Source organism: Pandoraea sp. XJJ-1 (assembly GCF_026802345.1).
Classification (GTDB): Bacteria; Pseudomonadota; Gammaproteobacteria; order Burkholderiales; family Burkholderiaceae; genus Pandoraea; species Pandoraea cepalis.
Genome location: NZ_CP113827.1, coordinates 3,076,326 through 3,096,395 on the forward strand (window position 1 = coordinate 3,076,326; position 20,070 = coordinate 3,096,395).

At 62.5% G+C, this 20,070-nt stretch carries 23 protein-coding genes; 13 read left to right on the plus strand and 10 right to left on the minus strand.

Going from position 1 to position 20,070, the window contains the following annotated elements:
* Positions 1 to 266: 266 nt before the first annotated feature.
* From OYT13_RS14020 to OYT13_RS14060, 9 genes are all read left to right on the plus strand, one after another.
* Positions 267 to 1,274: an RNA-directed DNA polymerase gene (locus tag OYT13_RS14020; RefSeq protein WP_268566441.1), complete on the plus strand. Its 1,008-nt coding sequence runs from the start codon at positions 267 to 269 to the stop codon at positions 1,272 to 1,274.
* On the plus strand, positions 1,271 to 1,615 hold the full coding sequence (locus tag OYT13_RS14025; protein ID WP_268566442.1) for a hypothetical protein: 345 nt from the start codon (positions 1,271 to 1,273) through the stop codon (positions 1,613 to 1,615). The genes OYT13_RS14020 and OYT13_RS14025 overlap by 4 nt, the downstream gene beginning before the upstream one ends.
* A gap of 113 nt (positions 1,616 to 1,728) precedes the next feature.
* Positions 1,729 to 2,112: a hypothetical protein gene (locus OYT13_RS14030; protein WP_268566443.1), complete on the plus strand. Its 384-nt coding sequence runs from the start codon at positions 1,729 to 1,731 to the stop codon at positions 2,110 to 2,112.
* The gene (locus tag OYT13_RS14035; protein WP_268566444.1) at positions 2,105 to 3,919 is read left to right on the plus strand and encodes a hypothetical protein; all 1,815 of its coding nucleotides are present in this window, start codon (positions 2,105 to 2,107) and stop codon (positions 3,917 to 3,919) included. The genes OYT13_RS14030 and OYT13_RS14035 overlap by 8 nt, the downstream gene beginning before the upstream one ends.
* The gene (locus OYT13_RS14040) at positions 3,916 to 4,254 is read left to right on the plus strand and encodes a hypothetical protein (RefSeq protein ID WP_268566445.1); all 339 of its coding nucleotides are present in this window, start codon (positions 3,916 to 3,918) and stop codon (positions 4,252 to 4,254) included. The genes OYT13_RS14035 and OYT13_RS14040 overlap by 4 nt, the downstream gene beginning before the upstream one ends.
* The gene (locus OYT13_RS14045) at positions 4,251 to 4,466 is read left to right on the plus strand and encodes a hypothetical protein (RefSeq protein ID WP_268566446.1); all 216 of its coding nucleotides are present in this window, start codon (positions 4,251 to 4,253) and stop codon (positions 4,464 to 4,466) included. The genes OYT13_RS14040 and OYT13_RS14045 overlap by 4 nt, the downstream gene beginning before the upstream one ends.
* Complete coding sequence (locus OYT13_RS14050) at positions 4,463 to 4,825, plus strand: hypothetical protein (RefSeq protein ID WP_268566447.1); 363 nt, start codon at positions 4,463 to 4,465, stop codon at positions 4,823 to 4,825. Before OYT13_RS14045 ends, OYT13_RS14050 begins: the two co-directional genes overlap by 4 nt.
* Positions 4,826 to 5,218: 393 nt before the next feature.
* Positions 5,219 to 5,533, plus strand: coding sequence for a DUF4224 domain-containing protein (locus OYT13_RS14055; RefSeq protein ID WP_268566448.1), 315 nt, complete (start codon positions 5,219 to 5,221; stop codon positions 5,531 to 5,533).
* Complete coding sequence (locus OYT13_RS14060; protein WP_268566449.1) at positions 5,530 to 6,636, plus strand: tyrosine-type recombinase/integrase; 1,107 nt, start codon at positions 5,530 to 5,532, stop codon at positions 6,634 to 6,636. The genes OYT13_RS14055 and OYT13_RS14060 overlap by 4 nt, the downstream gene beginning before the upstream one ends.
* Positions 6,637 to 7,016: 380 nt before the next feature.
* On the opposite strand, the gene OYT13_RS14065 is transcribed toward OYT13_RS14060, so the two are convergent.
* Together OYT13_RS14065 and OYT13_RS14070 are read right to left on the minus strand one after the other, a co-directional pair.
* Positions 7,017 to 7,493: a DUF934 domain-containing protein gene (locus tag OYT13_RS14065; RefSeq protein ID WP_017233357.1), complete on the minus strand. Its 477-nt coding sequence runs from the start codon at positions 7,491 to 7,493 to the stop codon at positions 7,017 to 7,019.
* A complete protein-coding gene (locus OYT13_RS14070; RefSeq protein WP_017233356.1) occupies positions 7,483 to 9,489 on the minus strand; it encodes a DUF2849 domain-containing protein in 2,007 nt (668 codons plus the stop codon). Before OYT13_RS14070 ends, OYT13_RS14065 begins: the two co-directional genes overlap by 11 nt.
* Before the next feature lie 283 nt (positions 9,490 to 9,772).
* On the opposite strand from OYT13_RS14070, the gene OYT13_RS14075 reads away from it, so the two are divergent.
* Complete coding sequence (locus OYT13_RS14075; RefSeq protein ID WP_017233355.1) at positions 9,773 to 10,018, plus strand: hypothetical protein; 246 nt, start codon at positions 9,773 to 9,775, stop codon at positions 10,016 to 10,018.
* Positions 10,019 to 10,053: 35 nt separating this feature from the next.
* Here OYT13_RS14075 and OYT13_RS14080 read toward each other — a convergent pair whose 3' ends face one another.
* Complete coding sequence (locus OYT13_RS14080; protein WP_017233354.1) at positions 10,054 to 10,803, minus strand: YoaK family protein; 750 nt, start codon at positions 10,801 to 10,803, stop codon at positions 10,054 to 10,056.
* 110 nt (positions 10,804 to 10,913) lie between these two features.
* On the opposite strand from OYT13_RS14080, the gene OYT13_RS14085 reads away from it, so the two are divergent.
* On the plus strand, positions 10,914 to 11,309 hold the full coding sequence (locus tag OYT13_RS14085; protein ID WP_268566450.1) for a BLUF domain-containing protein: 396 nt from the start codon (positions 10,914 to 10,916) through the stop codon (positions 11,307 to 11,309).
* A 157-nt stretch (positions 11,310 to 11,466) separates the two neighbouring features.
* Here the strand turns inward: OYT13_RS14085 and OYT13_RS14090 are convergent, their stop codons facing one another.
* From OYT13_RS14090 to OYT13_RS14120, 7 genes are all read right to left on the minus strand, one after another.
* On the minus strand, positions 11,467 to 12,513 hold the full coding sequence (locus OYT13_RS14090; RefSeq protein ID WP_026131833.1) for an ABC transporter substrate-binding protein: 1,047 nt from the start codon (positions 12,511 to 12,513) through the stop codon (positions 11,467 to 11,469).
* A 79-nt stretch (positions 12,514 to 12,592) separates the two neighbouring features.
* Complete coding sequence (locus OYT13_RS14095; RefSeq protein WP_017233351.1) at positions 12,593 to 13,729, minus strand: NAD(P)/FAD-dependent oxidoreductase; 1,137 nt, start codon at positions 13,727 to 13,729, stop codon at positions 12,593 to 12,595.
* Positions 13,722 to 15,146: an FAD/NAD(P)-dependent oxidoreductase gene (locus OYT13_RS14100; protein WP_017233350.1), complete on the minus strand. Its 1,425-nt coding sequence runs from the start codon at positions 15,144 to 15,146 to the stop codon at positions 13,722 to 13,724. Before OYT13_RS14100 ends, OYT13_RS14095 begins: the two co-directional genes overlap by 8 nt.
* On the minus strand, positions 15,139 to 15,534 hold the full coding sequence (locus OYT13_RS14105; protein ID WP_017233349.1) for a (2Fe-2S)-binding protein: 396 nt from the start codon (positions 15,532 to 15,534) through the stop codon (positions 15,139 to 15,141). Before OYT13_RS14105 ends, OYT13_RS14100 begins: the two co-directional genes overlap by 8 nt.
* Before the next feature lie 23 nt (positions 15,535 to 15,557).
* A complete protein-coding gene (locus OYT13_RS14110; protein WP_017233348.1) occupies positions 15,558 to 16,352 on the minus strand; it encodes an ABC transporter permease in 795 nt (264 codons plus the stop codon).
* Positions 16,353 to 16,395: 43 nt separating this feature from the next.
* Positions 16,396 to 17,301, minus strand: a complete 906-nt coding sequence (locus tag OYT13_RS14115; RefSeq protein ID WP_017233347.1) for an ABC transporter permease — start codon at positions 17,299 to 17,301, stop codon at positions 16,396 to 16,398.
* Positions 17,294 to 18,394 (minus strand): ABC transporter ATP-binding protein, encoded by a 1,101-nt coding sequence (locus tag OYT13_RS14120; RefSeq protein WP_017233346.1) that lies wholly within the window; start codon positions 18,392 to 18,394, stop codon positions 17,294 to 17,296. The genes OYT13_RS14115 and OYT13_RS14120 overlap by 8 nt, the downstream gene beginning before the upstream one ends.
* A 297-nt stretch (positions 18,395 to 18,691) precedes the next feature.
* Between OYT13_RS14120 and OYT13_RS14125 the strand changes: the two genes are divergently transcribed.
* Entirely contained in the window at positions 18,692 to 19,561 is an 870-nt protein-coding gene (locus OYT13_RS14125; protein WP_017233345.1) for an IclR family transcriptional regulator, read from the plus strand.
* 29 nt (positions 19,562 to 19,590) lie between these two features.
* Entirely contained in the window at positions 19,591 to 20,067 is a 477-nt protein-coding gene (locus OYT13_RS14130) for an OsmC family protein (RefSeq protein ID WP_268566451.1), read from the plus strand.
* Positions 20,068 to 20,070: the final 3 nt, after the last annotated feature.

Consider the following 20,070-nt stretch of genomic DNA (forward strand, 5'->3'; position numbering starts at 1 on the left):
TGTCTGGTCTGGCGCAGTTTCCCGGCTGATCGGCATGCCTTCGGCTGGGCGACGTGGATAGTGCGACTTCTACGGCTTCGCCTGGTATCAGAACTTCAACAATGGTAACCAGAACTACAACAACCAGAACAACGAGTTGCGCGCGGTGGCCGTCCGCAGATTGGGACGCAGTAGAGAACGATGGATTCACGTTCGCCGAGCTTGTCGCAGCATATTTCGACTGCAGGCGCACGAAACGCAACTCTGGCAATGCCCTGGCGTTCGAAGTGAATCTCGAACGCAACCTACGGGTGCTGTACGACGAATTGATGGACGGTTCGTATCGCCCCGGCCAGTCGATCTGCTTTGTAATCACGAGGCCAAAGCCGCGCGAAGTATGGGCGGCAGACTTCCGGGACCGGATCGTCCATCACCTGCTCTACAACCGTATCTCGCCGCCTTTCTACGCCTCGTTTGTACCGGACTCCTGTGCCTGCATTCCAAGTCGGGGCACCCTGTATGCGGCGAAGCGGCTGGAGAGCCAGGTGCGCAGTTGCACGCAGAACTGGTCGAAACCAGCTTTCTACCTGAAATGCGACCTCGCCAACTTCTTCGTGAGCATCGACAAGCGAGTCTTACACAAGCAGTTGATGGCGAAGATTCCGTCGAAGTGGTGGCGGGTACTCACGAAGATGGTTCTGTGGCATGACCCACGCGAGAACGTGGACATGCGCTGCGAGCCAGATCTACTCGCCAAAGTGCCGAAGCATAAGCGCCTGACGGAGCAGCCGGCGCACCTCGGACTACCGATCGGCAATCTGTCGAGCCAGTTCTTCGCGAACGTCTACCTCGATGCCCTCGACCAGTTCGTGAAGCACCAGATCCGCGCGCCGAGGTATGTCCGGTACGTCGACGATTTCGTACTTCTGCATGAGTCACCACAGTGGCTAAACGAGGCGCATGGCCGCATCAACGCGTTTCTGCCCGAACGCCTGCATGCCCATCTGAACCCCACCAAGACGATTCTTCAGCCAGTAGATCGTGGAATCGACTTTGTCGGCCACTTCCTCAAGCCGTGGAATCGGACCATCCGCCCGCGTACGCGGCGCCAAGCAGCGGCGCGTCTCATCGAAATACCGGCAGAAGACGTCTACCAGGCCACGAATAGCTTTTTTGGCCTGCTGCGCCAGTCGCCGGCCAGTCATAAGCACCGGGCAGAGATTGCAAACATCGCACGCTTGCGCGGCCATGCAGTCAGCGCCGCCCTCACGAAAGCTTATCGGAGTAAAGCATGAGCCCCTACGAACCCCGCCCCGAAGGGCTGAATACCGAGCCTGCGCCGAAGTCTGTGGTGGAGACGCTCAAGCCTCGCACCTGGCACAAGGGAACGCCTCCGCATGTGGGGTGGTGGAACGCTCGAACCTTCGAAGGGGCATTCTGCCAAGGTCAGATGTGGGGTTGGTGGAATGGTCACTGGTGGAGCAGGTTCTGCGACCCCATCGAGCACACCGCAGAAGTGGCTGGCATACGCGCAACCGTTAAAGGCGCTCGTCATGTCGCTGAAATCGAATGGACCGACTACTGGCCCGAGAACGCCCGCGTGCCGCGCGTCAATCCGAATGAGGTGGAAGCATGAGCAGAAGCGGATACAGCGACGATTGCGAAGGCTTCGGACTGTGGCGTGGCCGCGTGGCATCTGCAATCCGCGGAAGACGTGGGCAACAAGCCCTGCGTGAACTGGCTATGGCGATGGACGCGATGCCCGATAAGGTGCTAGCGGCTGACTCGCTCGTAAATGCCGATGGCGAGTTCTGCACGCTGGGCGTTTTGGGCCATGCCCGTGGCTTGAATATGGAGCCGCTCGACCCAGAAGACCCGGATGCAGTTGCGGAGGCATTCAACATCGCGCCGGCGATGGCCCGCGAGATTGTCTACGAGAACGACGAAGCCCTCTATCCCTGGGACTGGGTCGAAGTCGAAGTTTGCGGCCCACTGCGCCGTTGTGATCGCCGGATGATCACCGTGCGCGTGAACATCGACCCCGAACTGATGGCGCGCGCACGCTGGCATCACATGCGCAAGTGGGTCGACGACAACATGGCCAAGCCGATCGAGGAACAAAACAATGCCTGACCACAAGACCGTGACGTTTGATGTGCGGATGCGCCAAGACTTTGATGAGGCGCGCGCCAAGGCTCTGAACGTGGATTGGTACACGTGGCAGATCGCGTACAGTGCCGCCGCCCCCACGCCAGCCGCACCGGGCGCAGGGCAAGAGGCGGTGGCCGAGGTATGCAGCGATTACGAGTTGCGTTGGGTCGGAACTAAGCCGATTGCTGAGATCGTGCGCGCCACTGGAATCAAAGTTGGAGACAAGCTCTACCCCGCGCCCGTGAATGCCTCTGAGCCGGTTGCGGAACGGTGCGCACGATTTGCTGAACTGTATCGCGATGAACACGCGTCGGGCAAATGCTGCGAAGAAACGTGCAATGAAATAGCGCGGGCCTGTCGTGACTACGCCGCGCCCGTGAATGGCGGCACGCAGGGCTTGTGGGACGTATACGCGTTTAACAAGTGGCGGCGACGCGTGAGCGCCCCCATTGCTTGGGATGCGCATACCGTCTATCTCGATATGGTGGCAAACGGCTGGTCGAAAGATATCGAACTTCGCAACGTTTCGGCCGAGAATTACAGTGCGCCCGTGAATGGCGGCGAGCGCGATAGCGACGATTCGCACCTGCGCGCGATCATGGAGCGCGACGCATGGCGCAACGCAATGGTCGGGCTGTGCAATGGGAGAGACTGGCCGACGACGCCGGATGAAGCAGCAGATCACTTGCGCAAGCGCCTGCACCCCGAGCGCGCCGCAGATGCGCCGCAGTCGTTCCTCGGCAAGTGGTCTGACACCATCAAGCAGATGCCGATGGGTACCGCAGATGCGCCGCAGGTGGGCGCTGGCATTACTAAGAACCTGGACAAGTATGGTTACTGCATCGGATGTAGCTGCCGAGACGATGAGCTTGACCCATGTCTTGGGGCGCATAAGGAGCAGCAAGCCGCCCTCTCGTCTCCCGCGAAGGTGGGCGACATCAACGCGGTTGGAAATCTGCTGCGCGAGGCATGGGAAGCTGCCGAGCCAGATCACCCGGTGACGCTGCACCCGCAAAGTTACATCTCTACGTTTGCTGATATGGCCCGCGCCATCATTGCCGTATATGGCGTGCCTGCGAACGTAGGCGATAACGAAAGAATGGCATTTAATAAATGGTTCGGAGAGATTGGATTTACCAAATACCGCCACAACATGTTTACCGCATGGAAAGCAGGCCGCGCCGCGCTGTCGGCGGATGGCGGGGATGAACCCCTTGAGCTTTCTGAGCGCCACGCGCTAGACAGCGCCTGCGCCGACATTGCTGCCGTCCACCTTGCTCTTGACCTACCGGAAGAAGATGCCGGAGGCGTGGACGCCGCTCTCGAAGCAATCGAAGAACTCAAACGCCGCGCCGCGCTGTCGGCGGATGGCGGGGAGGCAGCAAACCTCGAAGGTCTGCGCGACAAACTGTTCGATGGTCGCCCGGTGACTCGCGATGCCGAAGGCTGGTACAACCATCCGGCAATGCCCCGTGCGGACGAGGATGTGAACTACGAATGGCTACTTGCCACCCTTGGCATCGAAACGCAGTTCGTATCGATGGAAGCGGACAATTCCGACGCGTATGACCGCTATGGCGACGCCGGCGAATCTGATTGCCACTACTGGACGCCGACCGTTCCGGAAGGTGATGGATGGCAATTGCTGTCCGTCAGTGACACCGAGGACGGCCCGTATGCACTGTTCGGCCGCGACATTTACGCCGTAGATCAGGCGCGCAAGAAGGAGCATACCCGCCGAATGGCCGCCGCCATTGCCGCCAATCAGGCGAAGGGAGATGCGAAATGAGCCTCTATCAATGTGAACATTGCGGGTGCTGCGAGAACACGGCGCTCGGCATGCAGCCGAAGACACCGACCCAGTGGTTCCGCTGGGATGCGAGCCTTGGAAATCTCGACCTCGAAGGCAAACACCTATGCAGTGCTTGCGGCCCAAAGTTTTACCGCGACGGCACGCTCACCGGCATGGGACAGTGGCACGGCCAGTTCAAGCGCGTGTTTCTGCCGATGGGGAAGTTCAAAACCAACAGCATCGGAAACCTCGAACACATCGAGACCGGCAGCGAAGACTTCCGCGCGTATGCGCTTGATGCCGCTCAGGCAGCGGAGGAGCGGAAATCGTGAGCGTTCGCTACTGCAAGGACTGCAAGCACTATATCGAGCCGCGGGGGCTCGATCGCCTGACAGGTATGTACGGTTTCTGCGCTCACCCTAAAGCGCTCGATAAGGTGACTGGCGATGCAACGCTCAGGGGCGGGGAGGTTCGAATGAATGAATCCCTGTGCGGCCCGGATGGCACTTTGTGGGTGAGTATTGATGAGGAGCGGAAATCGTGAACAAGTTCCTAGACGCGGTGCGCACTGAACGCACCAAAACTCGCTATGCAGTCATGCCCACCATAAAGTTGGTGTTCGATGTTCAGCAGCCGCCTGACCACATGTTTCGTGGTGATGACGTCTACCTGTTTGTGACGCAGTGCATGTTAGAGGTTAGAACCGTCGCCAAGTCCAGTCATCATGACCGGGTCGACATGCAGGCGCGTCAAGCTCTGCTTGGGCATCTTTATGGCGAGGCAGCCCAACGCGTAGCGGAAATTCAGAGCGCGGCGTATGCGGAAGACATTCTCGAAGTCATCGAGCTTTGCGGACGCCTCATGGATGACATGCTCACGCCAACCGCAAAGGACCGCTCATGAGACAGAACGAGATCATTCTGGGCGACTGCCGGGTGTTTCCGTGAGCGCAAACGAATGCGTCGTCTGTGGGGGCCACGCTGAATGGCTCTGCGACTTCCACCTCGGGTGGCCTATCGCTGGGCATGCGAAGAATGGGCAGCCTTTCACGGGGCGGGTAGACGGTTCATACCCGTCTCCGTACACCTGCGATGCGCCTCTGTGCAATGCCTGCAAGCGATACCAGCACACAAACCGGTTCTTCGGCGGATCTGGTGGATGGACAGAATCGGTGGATTACTGCCCGGTTCATCACATGCAAACGAGGCCACCCATCGAACCGATCACTGCCATGGAAGCCGACCGTAGACGGCGTGACGTTTGGGCACAGTACCGACGAGCAAGGATTTTCGAAGCATGACCACCCACTCGGCCACAGCCGAAGCACTGAAAGAGATTCTGCGGGTGACCGCGAAAGATTGGGAGTTGAAGATGGACAGCCGATTGATCAGTGACGACGATCTGGTCCAGATCACAGGAAAGAAGCGCTGCTCAGCGCAGGCGGCATGGTTTAAAAAGGAATTGGGGGTAGAGGTCACTCGGCGAAGCAACGGTCACGTGATCATGACGTGGGCTACCTTTGAGGCCCTGCAGGCCAAGAAGGCAGGAGTGCTGCCGGGTAGCGCCGCCACGACTCGCCCCGCTATTCATCCGATCAGGAAAGCAGCATGAACGCCAAGCGACGTACCACCGGGCACGGCCTTCCGACCCGCGTGTATAAGAAATTCGGAAGCTTCCACTGGTACCGACCTGACGGAAAGTGGATCAAGCTTTGCCGCATAGATGAAGGCGAAACGCGCATGCTCGAACGCGTTGCGGAAGAGAAGCGCAAGGAAGATGTCAACGCAGGCGCCGGTAACCTACCAAAGCACGTCGATGCCTACATGGATCGGTTCAAACGGGACTACGCAGAGACATACCGCAATGAATGGGTCCGGCGCGGCGAGGTGTTCAAGACCGCGTTCCGAGACTGGGATGTTGACATGCTCGACGCGGCCACCCTGGCGGACTGGTTGGCCGACAATTGGGGAGAGAAGCTCCCGGCACAGCGAGCAATGAAGGCGTGGATTCAGAAGTTCTTCTCATGGTGCATTGCGCCGCGCCGACTGGTTTCCATCAATCCTTGCCGCGAGATCACCGTGAAGAAACCCAAGGTGCGCACTGTCTATATCCCCCACGCAGACTTTCTGGCGATTCGTAGCGCCCTGCTCATCGGCAAGCGACATCGCATTACCGGCGTGGAAGCAAAGACGCCGACGGGCGACATGATGCAATGCTTCGTCGACCTCTGTTACCTGACGCTCCAGCGCTCGACCGAAATACGGTCACTGACGTGGCAGCAGGTGGACGAGAAGGCTGGGGTGATTCACTTTCTGCCGAGCAAGACCGAGGACTCAAGCGGCCTAGCTGTCGACTGGCCGATCACTCCCGAGATCGATGCCGTTCTCAAACGAGCTCGAAAACTGGAACCCGCGAGTGTCACCTACGTTATTCGCGACCGGCGAGGTAACGCCAAGTCGGATCAGTCATGCCGGGATGCATGGGAAGGGGCCATGGAGCGCGCTGGCTTGGGGAGCAAGCCTTACACGATCAAGGACATTCGCGCCAAGGCCATGACTGATGCAAAGCGATCAGGATACAAAATCGACGAGCTGCAAATTGCTGGTGCCCACACCGATCGATCGACGACCGAGGGCTACATCAAAGCCCGAGACATTCCCACTTCGTCTGTCAGAATCGCCCTCCCGGATGCCGAAAAAGCATCTAATAATTGACCGCAACTTCTCGGACAAGCCCGTGCGCTCGTGCGCAAAAGTTGAGCATTTTATTAGATGGATTAATGGCAAGCGTATGATTTGCAAGCGTAATAGTGCATTTCTTGCCCTGCATGGGGTGCAGGTGGTCGGAGGTTCAAATCCTCTCGCCCCGACCAGATTAAAACCCGCACAGTCATTGACTGTGCGGGTTTTGTCGTTTGGACACCCGATGATGGTGTAGCACACCCGGACAGTCGACGACGCCCGATATCTGACTTGGCGTGTCTCGTAGGAGTTCTACGCAGGGGTGAATTTTGCGGTGTCCGACGGCGGCGCACGCCCGCCATCAAGGACCGCGGCCGGACGGTGCCGGCCGCAGGAACTTCAGAGCGTGGTCCTCAGGCCGACAGACGCTCGAGCAGCGTGCGGGGACGCGAGGCGCGACCCACTGCCGCCTGGGCGGCCTCATGCCAGCGTGCCGTGGGCACGTCCGACGGCGACAGCAGGCTATCGAAGCCGCACGCCCACAACATCGCCAGTTGATCCGGCAGCAACGGACCCGCCGCGCGAATCGCCCCTTCGAATTGCCACTTGTCCCGCAGCAGCTTCGCCAGCGTGAATCCCCGCCCGTCGCGCGTCTTCGGGAATTCGATCACGATCAGGTCGAGTTGCGGCAACAGCGGCGCAATACGTGCCGCATCGTCGTGCCCCTGCACGCGCACACCGGCCGGCGCCACGCCCTTCTCGTTCGCGGCAAGCCAGGCGTCGAGCGGCAACACGTCCTTGTTGCCCGGCAGCGCCGCCGTGGCCGACGCGTCGGCGCCGTGATAAGTCCAGACGTCTGCCGCCGGCAGTCCGTTTCGATCAATCAACATTCAAAGCTCCCTTGAATTCTTCTGCCCCAACGCGTCCGAGCGTATCGATGAAGCGCTCGCCCTCGTTTCGCAACGAGAGATATCGTCCGAGAATGTTCTCGATCACCTGCGGCACGTCCTCATAGCTGACGCCCGGGCCGAGAATCTTGCCGACCGCGGCATTCTCGTCGGCCGAGCCGCCCAGCGTGATCTGATAGTTCTCCTTGCCCGCCTTGTCGACACCGAGAATACCGATGTGCGCGACGTGGTGATGCGCGCAGGCGTTGATGCAGCCGGATACATTGAGCGTCACCGGCCCGATATCGCGTTGCTGCGCCTCGGAGAATCGCAGCGCAATGCGTTGCGCCACCGGTACCGAACGCGCATTGGCGAGCGCGCAGTAATCCAGGCCCGGGCAAGCGATCGCATCCGAAATCAGGCCGATGTTGGCCGTCGCCAGACCGGCCGCCTTCAGGCGCGACCACAGCGCATGCAGTTCGTCACGCTTGACGTGCGGCAACACCAGATTCTGTTCGTGCGTGACGCGCAGCTCGTTGAACGAATATTGCTCCGCCAGATCGGCCAGCACCAGCATCTCCTGCGCACTGGCGTCACCCGGAATACCGCCGGCCGGCTTGAGCGAGACGACCGCACTGATATAGCCGGGCACCTTGTGCTCGTGCGTGCAGGTATCGACCCAGTGACGGAACGCGATATCGCGCTCGTACGATTGCGCAAACGCCGTCGACTCGCTCGGCAGCGTCTCGAACTCGGGCACGATGAAACGCTCGCGAATCCCCTCGACGACGGCATCGCCCAACGGCCGATGCGTGAGCGCAATGCGCGCGAACTCTTCCTCGATCATCTCGATGAACTTCGCGGGCTGCATTTCCTTGATGAGGATCTTGATGCGCGCCTTATAGATGTTGTCACGTCGACCCAGCGCGTTGTACACCCGCAGGATCGCCTCGACGAAACGCAGCAGATCTGCTTCGGGCAACCACTCGCGCACGAGCGTGCCAACGATCGGCGTGCGTCCCAAGCCACCGCCCGCGTAGATCTGGAATCCCACTTCGCCACGATCGTTGGTACGCGCCAGAATGCCAATGTCGTGAAAGCGCACGGCGGCACGGTCGGCCTGGCCACCCGTGATCGCGATCTTGAACTTGCGCGGCAGATAGGTGAATTCCGGATGGTCGGTCGACCATTGACGCAAGATCTCGGCATACACGCGCGGGTCGAGGACTTCGTCCTTCGCGGCGCCGGCGAACTGGTCGGTCGTCACGTTGCGAATGCAGTTGCCGCTCGTCTGGATGGCGTGCAGGTCCACGTCGGCCAACGCCGACAGGATTTCGGGCGAGTCGGAGAGCGTCGGCCAGTTGAACTGAAGGTTCTGGCGCGTGGTGAAGTGGCCGTAGCCCTTGTCGTAGCGGGTCGCCACATAGGCGAGCTGACGCATCTGAATGCCGCTCAGCGTTCCGTACGGAATCGCAACGCGCAACATGTAGCCGTGCAGTTGCAGGTACAGACCGTTCATCAGGCGATAGACCTTGAAATCGTCTTCGCTGAGTTCGCCGGACAGGCGTCGCGCCACCTTCTGACCGAACTCGTTGGCGCGGTCCTTGAGGAACTCGCGCTCGGACGGGTCGTAGCGATAGATGCCGGCGTGCTCCGGGGCAACGGTCAATGCCGGCGCATGCACCAGTGCCGCCGGCTCACCGCCCTGCTCGGCCTGCTTGCCCAAATCTTCACGCACCGACGGCCCGCGCGAGCGCAGTTGTTCCCGGAAATCTTCCGGCACCGGGCCGGCGTCGCTCAGTTGCGCCGGGCGCGGCATGGGATCGACGATCAGATTGGCGGCCAGCGCGCTTTTCGCAGCCGCTTGCGCCGGCTCGAGTTCCTGCGCGTCGAACACGTGTGCCTGCGCCAGGTCATCGACCCAGTTATGCTGCTTGTCCAGCCAAACGACCAGGCCGTCTTGCAGCCGGTTTGCCGAAATCAGATTGCCTGCATTCATTCAACGCTCTCAATGCTTGTCATCATTTGGTCGCAACTCGCGATTCGACCCGCAGGCTATCAAGCCGCGCGCGAAGATACGACCATTTACTAGTTATGTAGACATTACGGGATGTTGTTTGGACTCGGCCGCCCCGCCGGACCTGACCGGGCCGACGACAGCCCGCCTAGGCATGCACGCCCCCAAGGGCCAAGAGCGCTGGAATGACTTCAAAAATACACTGTATTTTTATACAGTACTCATGCTACATTTCCGATCATGCCATTTCATCTTGAGTGACACCATGAGCGACGCCAAATCCATCAAGTTCATCGTCGTGCCCTATCGCAAGAACAAAGACGGCGTCTTGCAGCCCGGCGAGTTGCGCCAGGCGAGCACCGAATTCGGCGCCGTGCGCATCGCGCAATCGATGGCCTCCGGCTTCGCGGGCATTGCCGCCTACGAAGTGCTGGTCGACGAGGAAGACGGCACGATGGATGCACCGCGCGTGCTTTTCCAGGACGGGGCCATTCCCGCCATGGCCGACTGAGCGCTGACTGGCGTCAGGGTTCGTCGGTGCAGGGTTCAGTGGGGGCTTCGTGCGAGATCGTCGAGCAGCGGCACGATGGCCAGCACGATCAGTATCCCTGCGAGCGGAACCGTCGCGACGAAGCCGAGGTGCTTGAAACCCAGCGCCCCGGCCAGCCCGCCCAGGAAGAACATGCCCAGCAACGCGCACAGCAAACGCAGCTTCTGATGGTCCCCGGCCACGCGCGGCAGATGACGCGCCACCCCGGGCCGATTCCAGTAGCTCATTTTGCCCAGTTCGATGCCGATGTCCGTGACCAGACCGGTAACGTGTGTCGTGCGAATCTCGGCCCGGGAGATCTTGGTGATGATGGCATTCTGCAGCCCCATCACGTAACACAGCAACCCGACGGTGCCCGGCACGTATAACAGCCGCCGATTTTCAAGATTGGCCCCCATCACGCCGAACGCCAGCAGGAGCAACGCTTCGAGCATGAGCGGTACCGCATATTCGCTGTGCGTCTGATGGCGCCGCCCCCAATGAATGAGGATGGACGAGGTTGCGGCACCGAGCAGGAACGCCAGCAAGGCGCTGAATCCGGCCAACACGAGCACGAGCTGCCCGAGCGCCAGATTGTCGGAGAGCGAGGCGACAATGCCCGACATGTGCGACGTGTACTGACCGACGGCAAGAAAGCCGCCCGCGTTGGCGCCGCCCGCCACGAAAGCCAGCGAGCAGCCCAGACGCCGGTTCGCGGCATCGGTGCGCACCGGCTGGGTGAATCCACGTAGAAATTTAATCGGCATGACGCGTGAGTCTCAGGCTTCGCACATGCGGTATTCTAATGCGCGCTGACGCAGCGTCCACGCCAATATCGCGCGCCGACGCCCAGCCTGTATGACGGAGACAACGAAGCATGATCGAGTGTTACGCGTACTTGAGCCGAGCCTTGCCCGATCTCGATCTGCGGGAGCTCGCCAAGATCATCGTCAACTCACGCGGGTTCAACGCCACCTACGGCATCACCGGCGTGCTGCTCTACGATGGCACGATGTTCTATCAATACATCGAAGGACCGAGCGAACCGCTTGCCGATGCACGCCAGCGCATCGAGGCATCGCGTCACCATCGCGACATCCAGGTGTTGCTCGATGGCACGCCGCACACGCCCGGCGCATTTCCGACGTGGAGCCTGGGCTACCTGATGCTCGACCAGCCCGCCCACGCGCTGCAGGCCCTGATGATCCCCGCCGAGCACGCCGACCTTGTCGGCGCCTTTGCCGCACTCGCTGCCAAGTCGGACGCGATGTGACTCATCTGGCACCCGAGCAAAAAACGCCGGGCGCCCTGATGCCCCCCCCCCAAACGTCGGACATCCATCCAACTTTCGGGGTGCCTTTCATGAGCGGCCCGGCGTTTTCCGTCTTCCCGGCGCATGCTGGACATGCGCCAGGGGCATGGCATCGAGATTACTGCTCGATCTGACGGTTCCAGCGCTGATCCCACTGGGCGCGACGCTGATTGATGGCGTCCCAATCCACGGTCGTGATGTTCTTCACCAGTTCGTCGATCTTGCCCAGACGCTTCTGCATCGCGGGCGGCACGGTGGCGTGCGGATTGGTCGGGATGTACGCACCCGCCGCGGCGGCAAGCGTCTGCCCCTTGGCCGAGAGCAGGAATTGCGCGAGCTTCTGCGCCATGGCGTTATCCGGGCTGTTCTTCACGACACACAGGTCGACCAGCAACTGCACGGCACCTTCCTTGGGGGCCACGTACGCCACCGGAATGCCCTTGTCCTGCAGCTCGCTCACGGCCGTCGGCGTCAGCGGGAAGATCGCGGCTTCGCCGGTCTGGATCATTTCCGAGAGCTTGGCCGAATTCGGAATGTACTCGACGACATTCGGGCCCACGGTGGTCGCCCACTTGCTGAAGCCCGGCTCGACGTTGGTCTCGCTACCGCCCCAGATGCGGTTCAGGGCCAGGAAACCATGCAAGCCGAACGTGCTGCTCGACGCCGACTGGAACACCACCTTGCCCTTGTACTTGGGATCGGCGAAATCGCTCCACGACGTCGGCGCGGCCCAGCCCTTTTCCTTGAAGATCTTGGTGTTGTAGCCGATACCGGTCATGCCCAGCTGCACGCCAGCGGCCATGTCGTCCTTCACGCGCGCGAACGGATACAGCTCCTTGAGCGTGGGCGAATCGTCGAGCTTCTGGCACACCCCCATGCTGATCGCGCGCGCCATCACGCCATCGTCCAGGAACACCACGTGCATCTGCGGGCTGTTTCGATTCGCGAGCAGCTTGGCCAGCACGTCGGACGACGTTCCCGGCACCACCACGACCTTCACATTGTTGGCCTTTTCGAACTCGGGGAAGACCTGCGTCGTATAGGCCTTTTCCATCGAGCCGCCATTCATGCCGACGTACAACGTTTTGGACTGCGACCAGGCCGCGCTGCTCGCGCCCAATGCCAGCGCCGCAGCGCACATGACGACCTTTCGGGATAGCTTCATCGTGGTTCTCCTTGTGTTTCCTGGGTGTGAGGAAGGTAGTGTTGTGACGAACTCGGGACGTACGGGATGCATTTGCCGATCACGCATCGGCCGCGACCGGCGCGAACCGGTCGACGGCAAACGCCTCGATCGGTGTCGCCGTCTCGCCGTGCGTGACCAGATCCGCCAGCACTTCGCCTACGCCAGGGGCCAGCAGAAAGCCGCCCCCCGAGAAGCCGAAGGCATGCACCAGATGCGGCGTGGTGCGACTCATGCCGATGATCGGATTGTTATCGGGCGTCTCGCCCTCCACGCCGCTCCAGGTGCGAATGAGCAACGCATGGCGCAGCGCCGGCAGCAATGCACAGGCCTCGCGCATCACGGCGCGCGTGGTATCGGCCGACGGCTGGGCGTACTCGCCGTCGCCGGTGCCGCGTCCGCCGCCGATCACACAGTTGCCGCGCTCGACTTGCCGCGCATACACGCCGCCGCCGTACACGCCGAGGTTATGGCCAATGAACTTCGGCAGCGGTTCGGTGACCCACATGTTCGGATAGATGGCATGCATCGGCACCCGCTCGCCGAACGTGCCCGCGATGTGATTCGCCCACGCGCCGGAGGTATTGAGCAGCCAGTCGGCGCTCAGGTGCAATGGCTCGCCGTCGACTGGCTTTGCCGCAAGCTGGAAGCGCACGCCATCGTGCGCCACCGAGGTAATCGGCGTACGTTCGCGCACGTGCGCGCCGAGCGCGCGGGCGGCGCGCGCAAACGCGGGCGATACGAGACGCGGGTTCGCGTGGCCGTCGCTCAGACACAGCGAGCCGCCGACGGCGCCGTCGCCCAGCCACGGAAAACGCTCGCGAAACGCCGCCCCACGCAGCACAGTCGAGGCGAGACCGTAGCGGCTGGCCATGGCCGACCAGGCGTCGAGCGGTTCGAGATCGCTCTCGCGACGAGCGAGACGCAAGTGTCCCGAGCGCACGAATTCGCCGTCGATCCCGATCAATTCGGGCAGGCGATCCCATAACTTGCGCGCGCGCATGGCGAGCGGCAGTTGTTCTTCCGGGCGGCCCTGGCAGCGTACGCCGCCGTAGTTCACGCCGCTGGCCTGCGCGCCGCAATAACGCCGCTCGAACAACGCCACACGCAAACCACGCTCGGCCAGCGCACGCGCCGCCGAGGCGCCGACCAGCCCACCACCGGCGACGACAACGTCGTAATGCAGGGTCTCACTCATCGCGCGCCTCCTCGGGAATGGCCGCAACGTTTTCATCGAACAACATCGGCGCGATCGGAATCGGTTTGATCGGGGCCTGCGCCCGCAGACGCCCCGCTTGTGCCAGCGTCTGGCCGCTCTCGCGCGCGAGCAGATGGCAGGCCGCCTCGCCGCACATGCGGCCCTGGCAGCGCCCCATGCCGACACGCGTGAGCGCCTTGAGCCGATTGATGTCGGTCACACCGTCCTCCCGCACGCAGTCGCGCAGCGTGCGCGCATCGACTTCCTCGCATCGACACACGATCATGTCGTCGGGCCAACGCGCCGACGGATCGTCGGGCGCCGCAAACGCCTGCTCGATCCCCACACGAAAGCGCCCAATGCTCGCGAGCTTGCGTTCGATGGCGTCGGCGTCGGGCACGTCGGGCATTGCCGGAGCGGCGATGCCGAGATCCTCGAGCAAAGCCAGCGCCGCACGACGGCCGGCGAGTTCCGCCGCGTCGGCGCCGGCGATACCCGCGCCGTCTCCCGCCACATAGATGCCGGGTTGCGAACTGCGACCGGCGGCGTCGCGCTCAGGTAGCCAGCAACGATTGAGGTCGTCGAAGACGAAACGGCACCCGGCCAAATCGGCCAGTTGTGTCTCGGGACGCAGGCCGAAGCCCAGCCCCACGGCGCTGCACGCCAACGTGTGTTCGCGGCCGTCGCGCCGCCAGCGAATCGCGCGCACCCCGGCGGCGCCGTCAATGCCGTCGAGCGTGACGCCATGCTCGATGCGCACCCCATGCGCGCGCAGCCATCCCACGTAATAGAGCCCCTTGGCGAGGGTGGCGGGCTGATTCAGCAGCCGCGGCGTGGCCTTGACCTGACCGGCAAACGCGCTCGTGTCGAGCACCGCGGCCACGTTCGCGCCCGCTTTCGCGTACTGGTAGGCCACGAGATACAGCAACGGCCCCGTGCCCGCGAACACCACCTGCTCGCCAATCGCACACCCCTGTGCCTTGAGCGCGACTTGCGCGCCGCCCAGCGTGTACACGCCCGGCAGCGTCCAGCCCGGCAGCGGCAAGACGCGATCGGTCGCACCGCTGGCAATGATCAAATGCGTGAACGGCACGGGTTTTTCCCGGCCGTCGTGGATCGTATGGAGCCGCGCCGGATCACAAGCCCACACGAGGGTCGCGGGTCGATAGTCGACCTGAAGCAAGAGCGCGGCCATGACGCCGTGGATGGCGTCGGCCTTGGCCGCTTCGAAGCCGTACAGCGCCTGCTTGGTCCGTGTGAAGCCCGCGCCGGCCGGCGGCTGTCGGTAGATCTGTCCGCCCCAGCGCATGTTTTCGTCGAGCACCACCGGACGCTGCCCCGCTGCCACCAGCGTCTGCGCAGCGCGAATGCCCGCAGGACCGGCGCCGACGATCACGATCTCAGCGTGCTCAAACATGCGAGCCTCCGTGCGCTTCGTCGGCATCGGGCGCCCGCGTGAGAATCCGCATGCCGGCTTGCACCGGTGTCGAACAGGCGCGCAGACGCGTCAGTTGGGCATCGCCACCGGTGCCAGACGCCGTCTCGCAGCGCACCCAGCAATCCTGGCATGCACCGATCAGGCAAAAACCCGCGCGCGGTGCGCCGCCGAATTCACTTATCCGGACATGGCGCTGGTGCATGAGGATGGCCGTGAGCAGAGTGTCGCCAGCGAGTGCCTGCACCGGGGCGCCGTCGAGATAAAACGTGACGGGCGCGCGCGCCGTCTCGACCAGGCGCGCCAGTTGCGGATGTCCCGGCGCGCAGGTGTCTTGCGACGCGCGGGAAGCATGGGAAGCGTGAGACATGAGATTCTTCTTGGAGCGCACGTTCAATGCTGACCGATCAGGATGCGGTTCAGGCCGTAGACACGGTCGAGCAGCAACATCGCGCCCAGCGTCACTGCAATGACAAGCGCGGAGACGGACGCCATCATCGGATCGATCGACTCGGTCGCATACATGTACATGCGCACGGGGAGCGTGACCGTCTGCGGCGAGGTGATGAAGACCGACATCGTCAGCTCGTCGAAGCTGTTGATGAAGGCGAGTAGCCAGCCGCCGGTAATGCCCGGCAGGATCATCGGCATGGTCACACGGCGGAAGGTCGTCCATGCGCCCGCGCCGAGCGACGCTGCCGCATGCTCGACACTGCGGTCGAGTCCGCTGATCGACGCCAGCACGAGGCGCATGATGAACGGCGTCACGACGATCATGTGCGCGAAGGTCAGCGCCGCGAACGAGCCGCTCACGCCCAGCATGGCGAAGAAGCGCAGCAGCGCAATGCCGAGCACGAGGCCCGGAATCACCAGCGGCGACAGCAGCAAACCGTTGAGGAAGTTGCGTCCCGGAAAGCGCGCGCGGCCGATGGCCAGGGCGGCGGGCAACGCAATCGCCAGCGAGAGCGTTGCCGACAGGAACGCCAGCTTCAGGCTAGTGAAGAACGACGCGATGAAGTCGGGGTAGTCGAGAATCGCGCGGAACCAGCGCAGCGACACGCCGCGCGTGGGCAGCGAGAGCGTTTGCTCGGGCGTGAACGCGACCAGCACGACGATGATCATCGGCGCGAGGACGAAGAGAATGACGAGCGTATGGAACGCGAGCGCCAGGGGGCTGTTTTTACGCATGATGGCGAGTGGGTTCTGTTCTGCGGGAGACCGTGTCCTGGCCTTAGCCCATGCTGCGCGAATAGCGGCGATCGAGCAGGCGGTAATACGTCAGCATCACGATCAGGTTCGCTACGAGCAGCAGCACGGCGATGGTCGCGCCCAGCGGCCAGTTCAGCGAACTCAGGAACTGGTCGTATACGGCGGTCGCGGCGACCTTGAGGCGGCGTCCGCCCAGCAGGCTCGGAATCGCGAATGCACTCGCCGACAGGCCGAACACCATCAGACTGCCCGACAGAATGCCCGGCACCAGTTGCGGCAACACAATGCGGCGCAGCGTCGTGGCCGGTGATGCCATCAGCGACAGCGCGGCGTTCTCGGTCTGAGGGTCGAGCCGTTGCAGCGACGTCCACACAGGAATCACCATGAACGGCAGCATCACATGTACCAGCGCGACGATGATCGCGAAGTGGGTGTATTCCAGCTTGTACGGGCCCATGCCCAGGAGGCCGAACGTCTGATTGATCAGGCCGCCCGAGCCAAGCAGCATGCTCCAGCCGAACGCCCGCACCACGATCGACACGAGCAGCGGCGAGAGAATCACCAGCAAGAAGAGCGAACGCCACGGGTCGCCCATGCGCGAAAGCACATAGGCTTCGAACGTGCCCACCACGGCGCACACCGCCGTGACGGTGAGCGAGATGCCGAACGTGCGCAGAAAGATCGTGTGGAAGTACGCGTCGGACAGTACCTCGGCGTAGTTACCGAACTGGAACGCCGCGATCGGGCCGCTCGACGGATCGAACTGATAGAACGTGAGCGCGAGCGTCATGAGCAGCGGAATGAGCACCAGCGCCACGAACAGCAGCATGGCCGGAGCGCTCATCAACCACATCGGCAGATACGCATGCCAGGGTGCACGCGTCGCCGGCGCCGTCTCGGGGCTAGCCACCTGCAATGTCTCAGCCATGAGCGTGCTCTCCCGCGTTCGGCGTAATGAAGCGCACGGCCTCGGCCTGCCAGTCAAGGCCGACCGGCGCGCCTTCGGCGAGCGGCTCGCCGCCTTCGTTCTGACAACACACGAGCACTTCGCCCAGCGGACTGTCCACGCGGTACAGCCATTGGCTGCCGAGGAAGAAGCGGCTCGTGACCGTGGCCGCCATCCGGCCGTCGGCGGGTGCGCACAGACGAACCTTTTCGGGACGCAGACACAGCGTGATTGCGTCCCCCACGGCCATCACGCGCTCACGCGGCGAGAGGTCGGACAGCCGCGCGCGCTGGGTCAGTTGCGCGCCTATCTCGACATGCAGGTGCTCGTCGTCGCGCGCCGCCACACGGCCGGCCAGCATGTTGGCCTTGCCGATGAACTTCGAGACGAACGGCGTTTGCGGACGCTCGTAGGCACGATACGGCGTGTCGACCTGGGTGATGCGCCCGGCCTCCATCACCACGACCCGGTCGCTGATCGACAGCGCTTCCGATTGATCGTGCGTGACCATGATCGTGGTCGTGCCGATCTTGCGCTGAATCGCGCGCAGCTCGAACTGCATGTCTTCGCGCAGCTTGGCGTCGAGGTTCGACATGGGCTCGTCGAGCAGCAGCACGGGCGGCGCGATCACGACCGCGCGCGCGATTGCCACGCGCTGGCGCTGACCGCCGGAGAGTTCGCGCGGGAAGCGATGACCGAGCGCATCGAGGCGCACGAGGGCCAGCGCCTCGCGAATGCGCGCCTGACGCTCGGCCTTGTCGATACCGCGCATCTCCAGGCCGAAGCCGACGTTATCCGCCACGGTCATATGCGGGAACAGTGCGTAGCTCTGGAACACAATGCCCAGGCCGCGCTTGTTCGGACGCATGTGCGTGATGTCGCGCCCATCGAGGGTAATGCGCCCGGTGGTGGTTTCCACAAAGCCCGCGATCATCTGCAAGGTGGTGGTCTTGCCGCAGCCCGAGGGGCCAAGCAGCGAGACGAACTCGCCCTTCTCCACCGAGAGGTTGACATTCGAGACGGCGTTCAGCTCGCCAAACGTCTTGGAAACATCCGTCAAAGTCAGAAAAGACATGGTTACGACCTTCGGGCACTTGCGCGCCGCAAGAAATGCAATTGCATCGAACAGTAGCGAGCCAAATTGCCCGCCGCAAGATAACGATTCCGTGAAATGAGATAAATATTCAGATTATTTTGTTTGACGGAATATTTGACGAATGAACACATGAATTCATTTCGCGTCACCACCTCGGTACAATCCCTAACCTACTGCGAATATTGGATGTTCTTTACAGCTTCGGTGGATCGCACCTGTTTTCAAAAGGTATTGGCTTACGCTAGTATTCCATTTGACGGAATATTCGAGACAGTAATGAACACCATCGATTCACCCCGCACGCCGACGTCGCCGTCGTCGGACGCGGCTGGCGCGGGCATTCTGCAACGCACCTTTGCCGTCATCCGCGCATTGGGCGACGCCAAGCCCGAGGGCGAGCGTGTGACCCACCTCGCCAAGGCCGTGGGCCTCAGTCAGGCGACGGTGCACCGAATTCTGCATGCGCTCATCGCCGAGCAGGTCGTGGAACAGGACGAGACCTCCAAGCTCTACCGGCTCAGCATCGACTTCTTCGCGATGGCGGCGCAGGCCGGCAACCCGAGCGGCATGCGCACGCTGTGCCGTCCGTCGCTGCTGCGGCTTTGCGCGAGCCTCGGCGACACCATCTTCCTGCTGGTGCGCAGCAGCTTCGATGCCGTGTGCCTCGATATGTGCGAAGGGCCCTTCCCGATCCGCTCGTTCACCGGCGACATCGGCGGTCGCGTGGCGCTGGGCGTCGGCCAGGGGAGTCTGGCGATTCTCGCCTTCCTGCCGGAGGCCGAGCGCGAAGAGATCATTCGTTTTAACGTGCCGCGTTTGCGTGGGTATGGGGTGCTCGACGAGGTCTATTTGCGCACCGAAATCGAGCGTGTGCGTCAATTGGGCTATGCGGGCAGCAACAGCGGCGTGCTCGACGGCATGGCCGGAGTGGCGGTTCCTGTGTTCGACCGCACCGGGCACGCGGTGGCCGCGCTGAGCGTGGGCACGCTCGCCGCCCGGCTGTCGCAGGATCGTCTGCCGATGGTGGTGGAATTGCTGCGGCGTCAGGCCGAGTTGATCGGCCCGCAGACGAACCCGTTCGACGTTGCGATGCGCCGCCCGATGCATGGCCTTACACGGGCGCTGACGACAGAACCGCTGGCGTAACTCACGCTGGCCTACCAGGGAGATACTTCGTGGCATCAGGCGAACATCAATATCAGGTCGACGTCGAGTGGACCGGCAATCAGGGCAGCGGTACGTCGGGCTACCGCGCGTACGGGCGCAATCACGACATTCGCGCCGATGGCAAACCGACGATCCCCGGCTCCGCCGACCCCGCCTTTCGTGGCGACGCCGCGCGCTGGAATCCCGAGGACCTGCTGGTCGCGTCCGCGAGCGCCTGCCACAAGCTCTGGTATCTGCACCTGTGTGCCGAAGCGGGTGTGATCGTCGAGCGATACACCGACCACGCCCTGGGCACGATGATCGACACCGCACAGGAAGGCCGTTTCGCGCGGATCGTGCTGCGCCCGCACGTAACGATCCGCGCGGGCAGTAACGCCGCGCTGGCGGCCGAACTGCATCATCAGGCCCACGCGAAGTGCTACATCGCCAATTCGGTCAACTTCCCCATCGAGTGCGAACCACGCATCGACGTGTTGCCTGAGTGATGG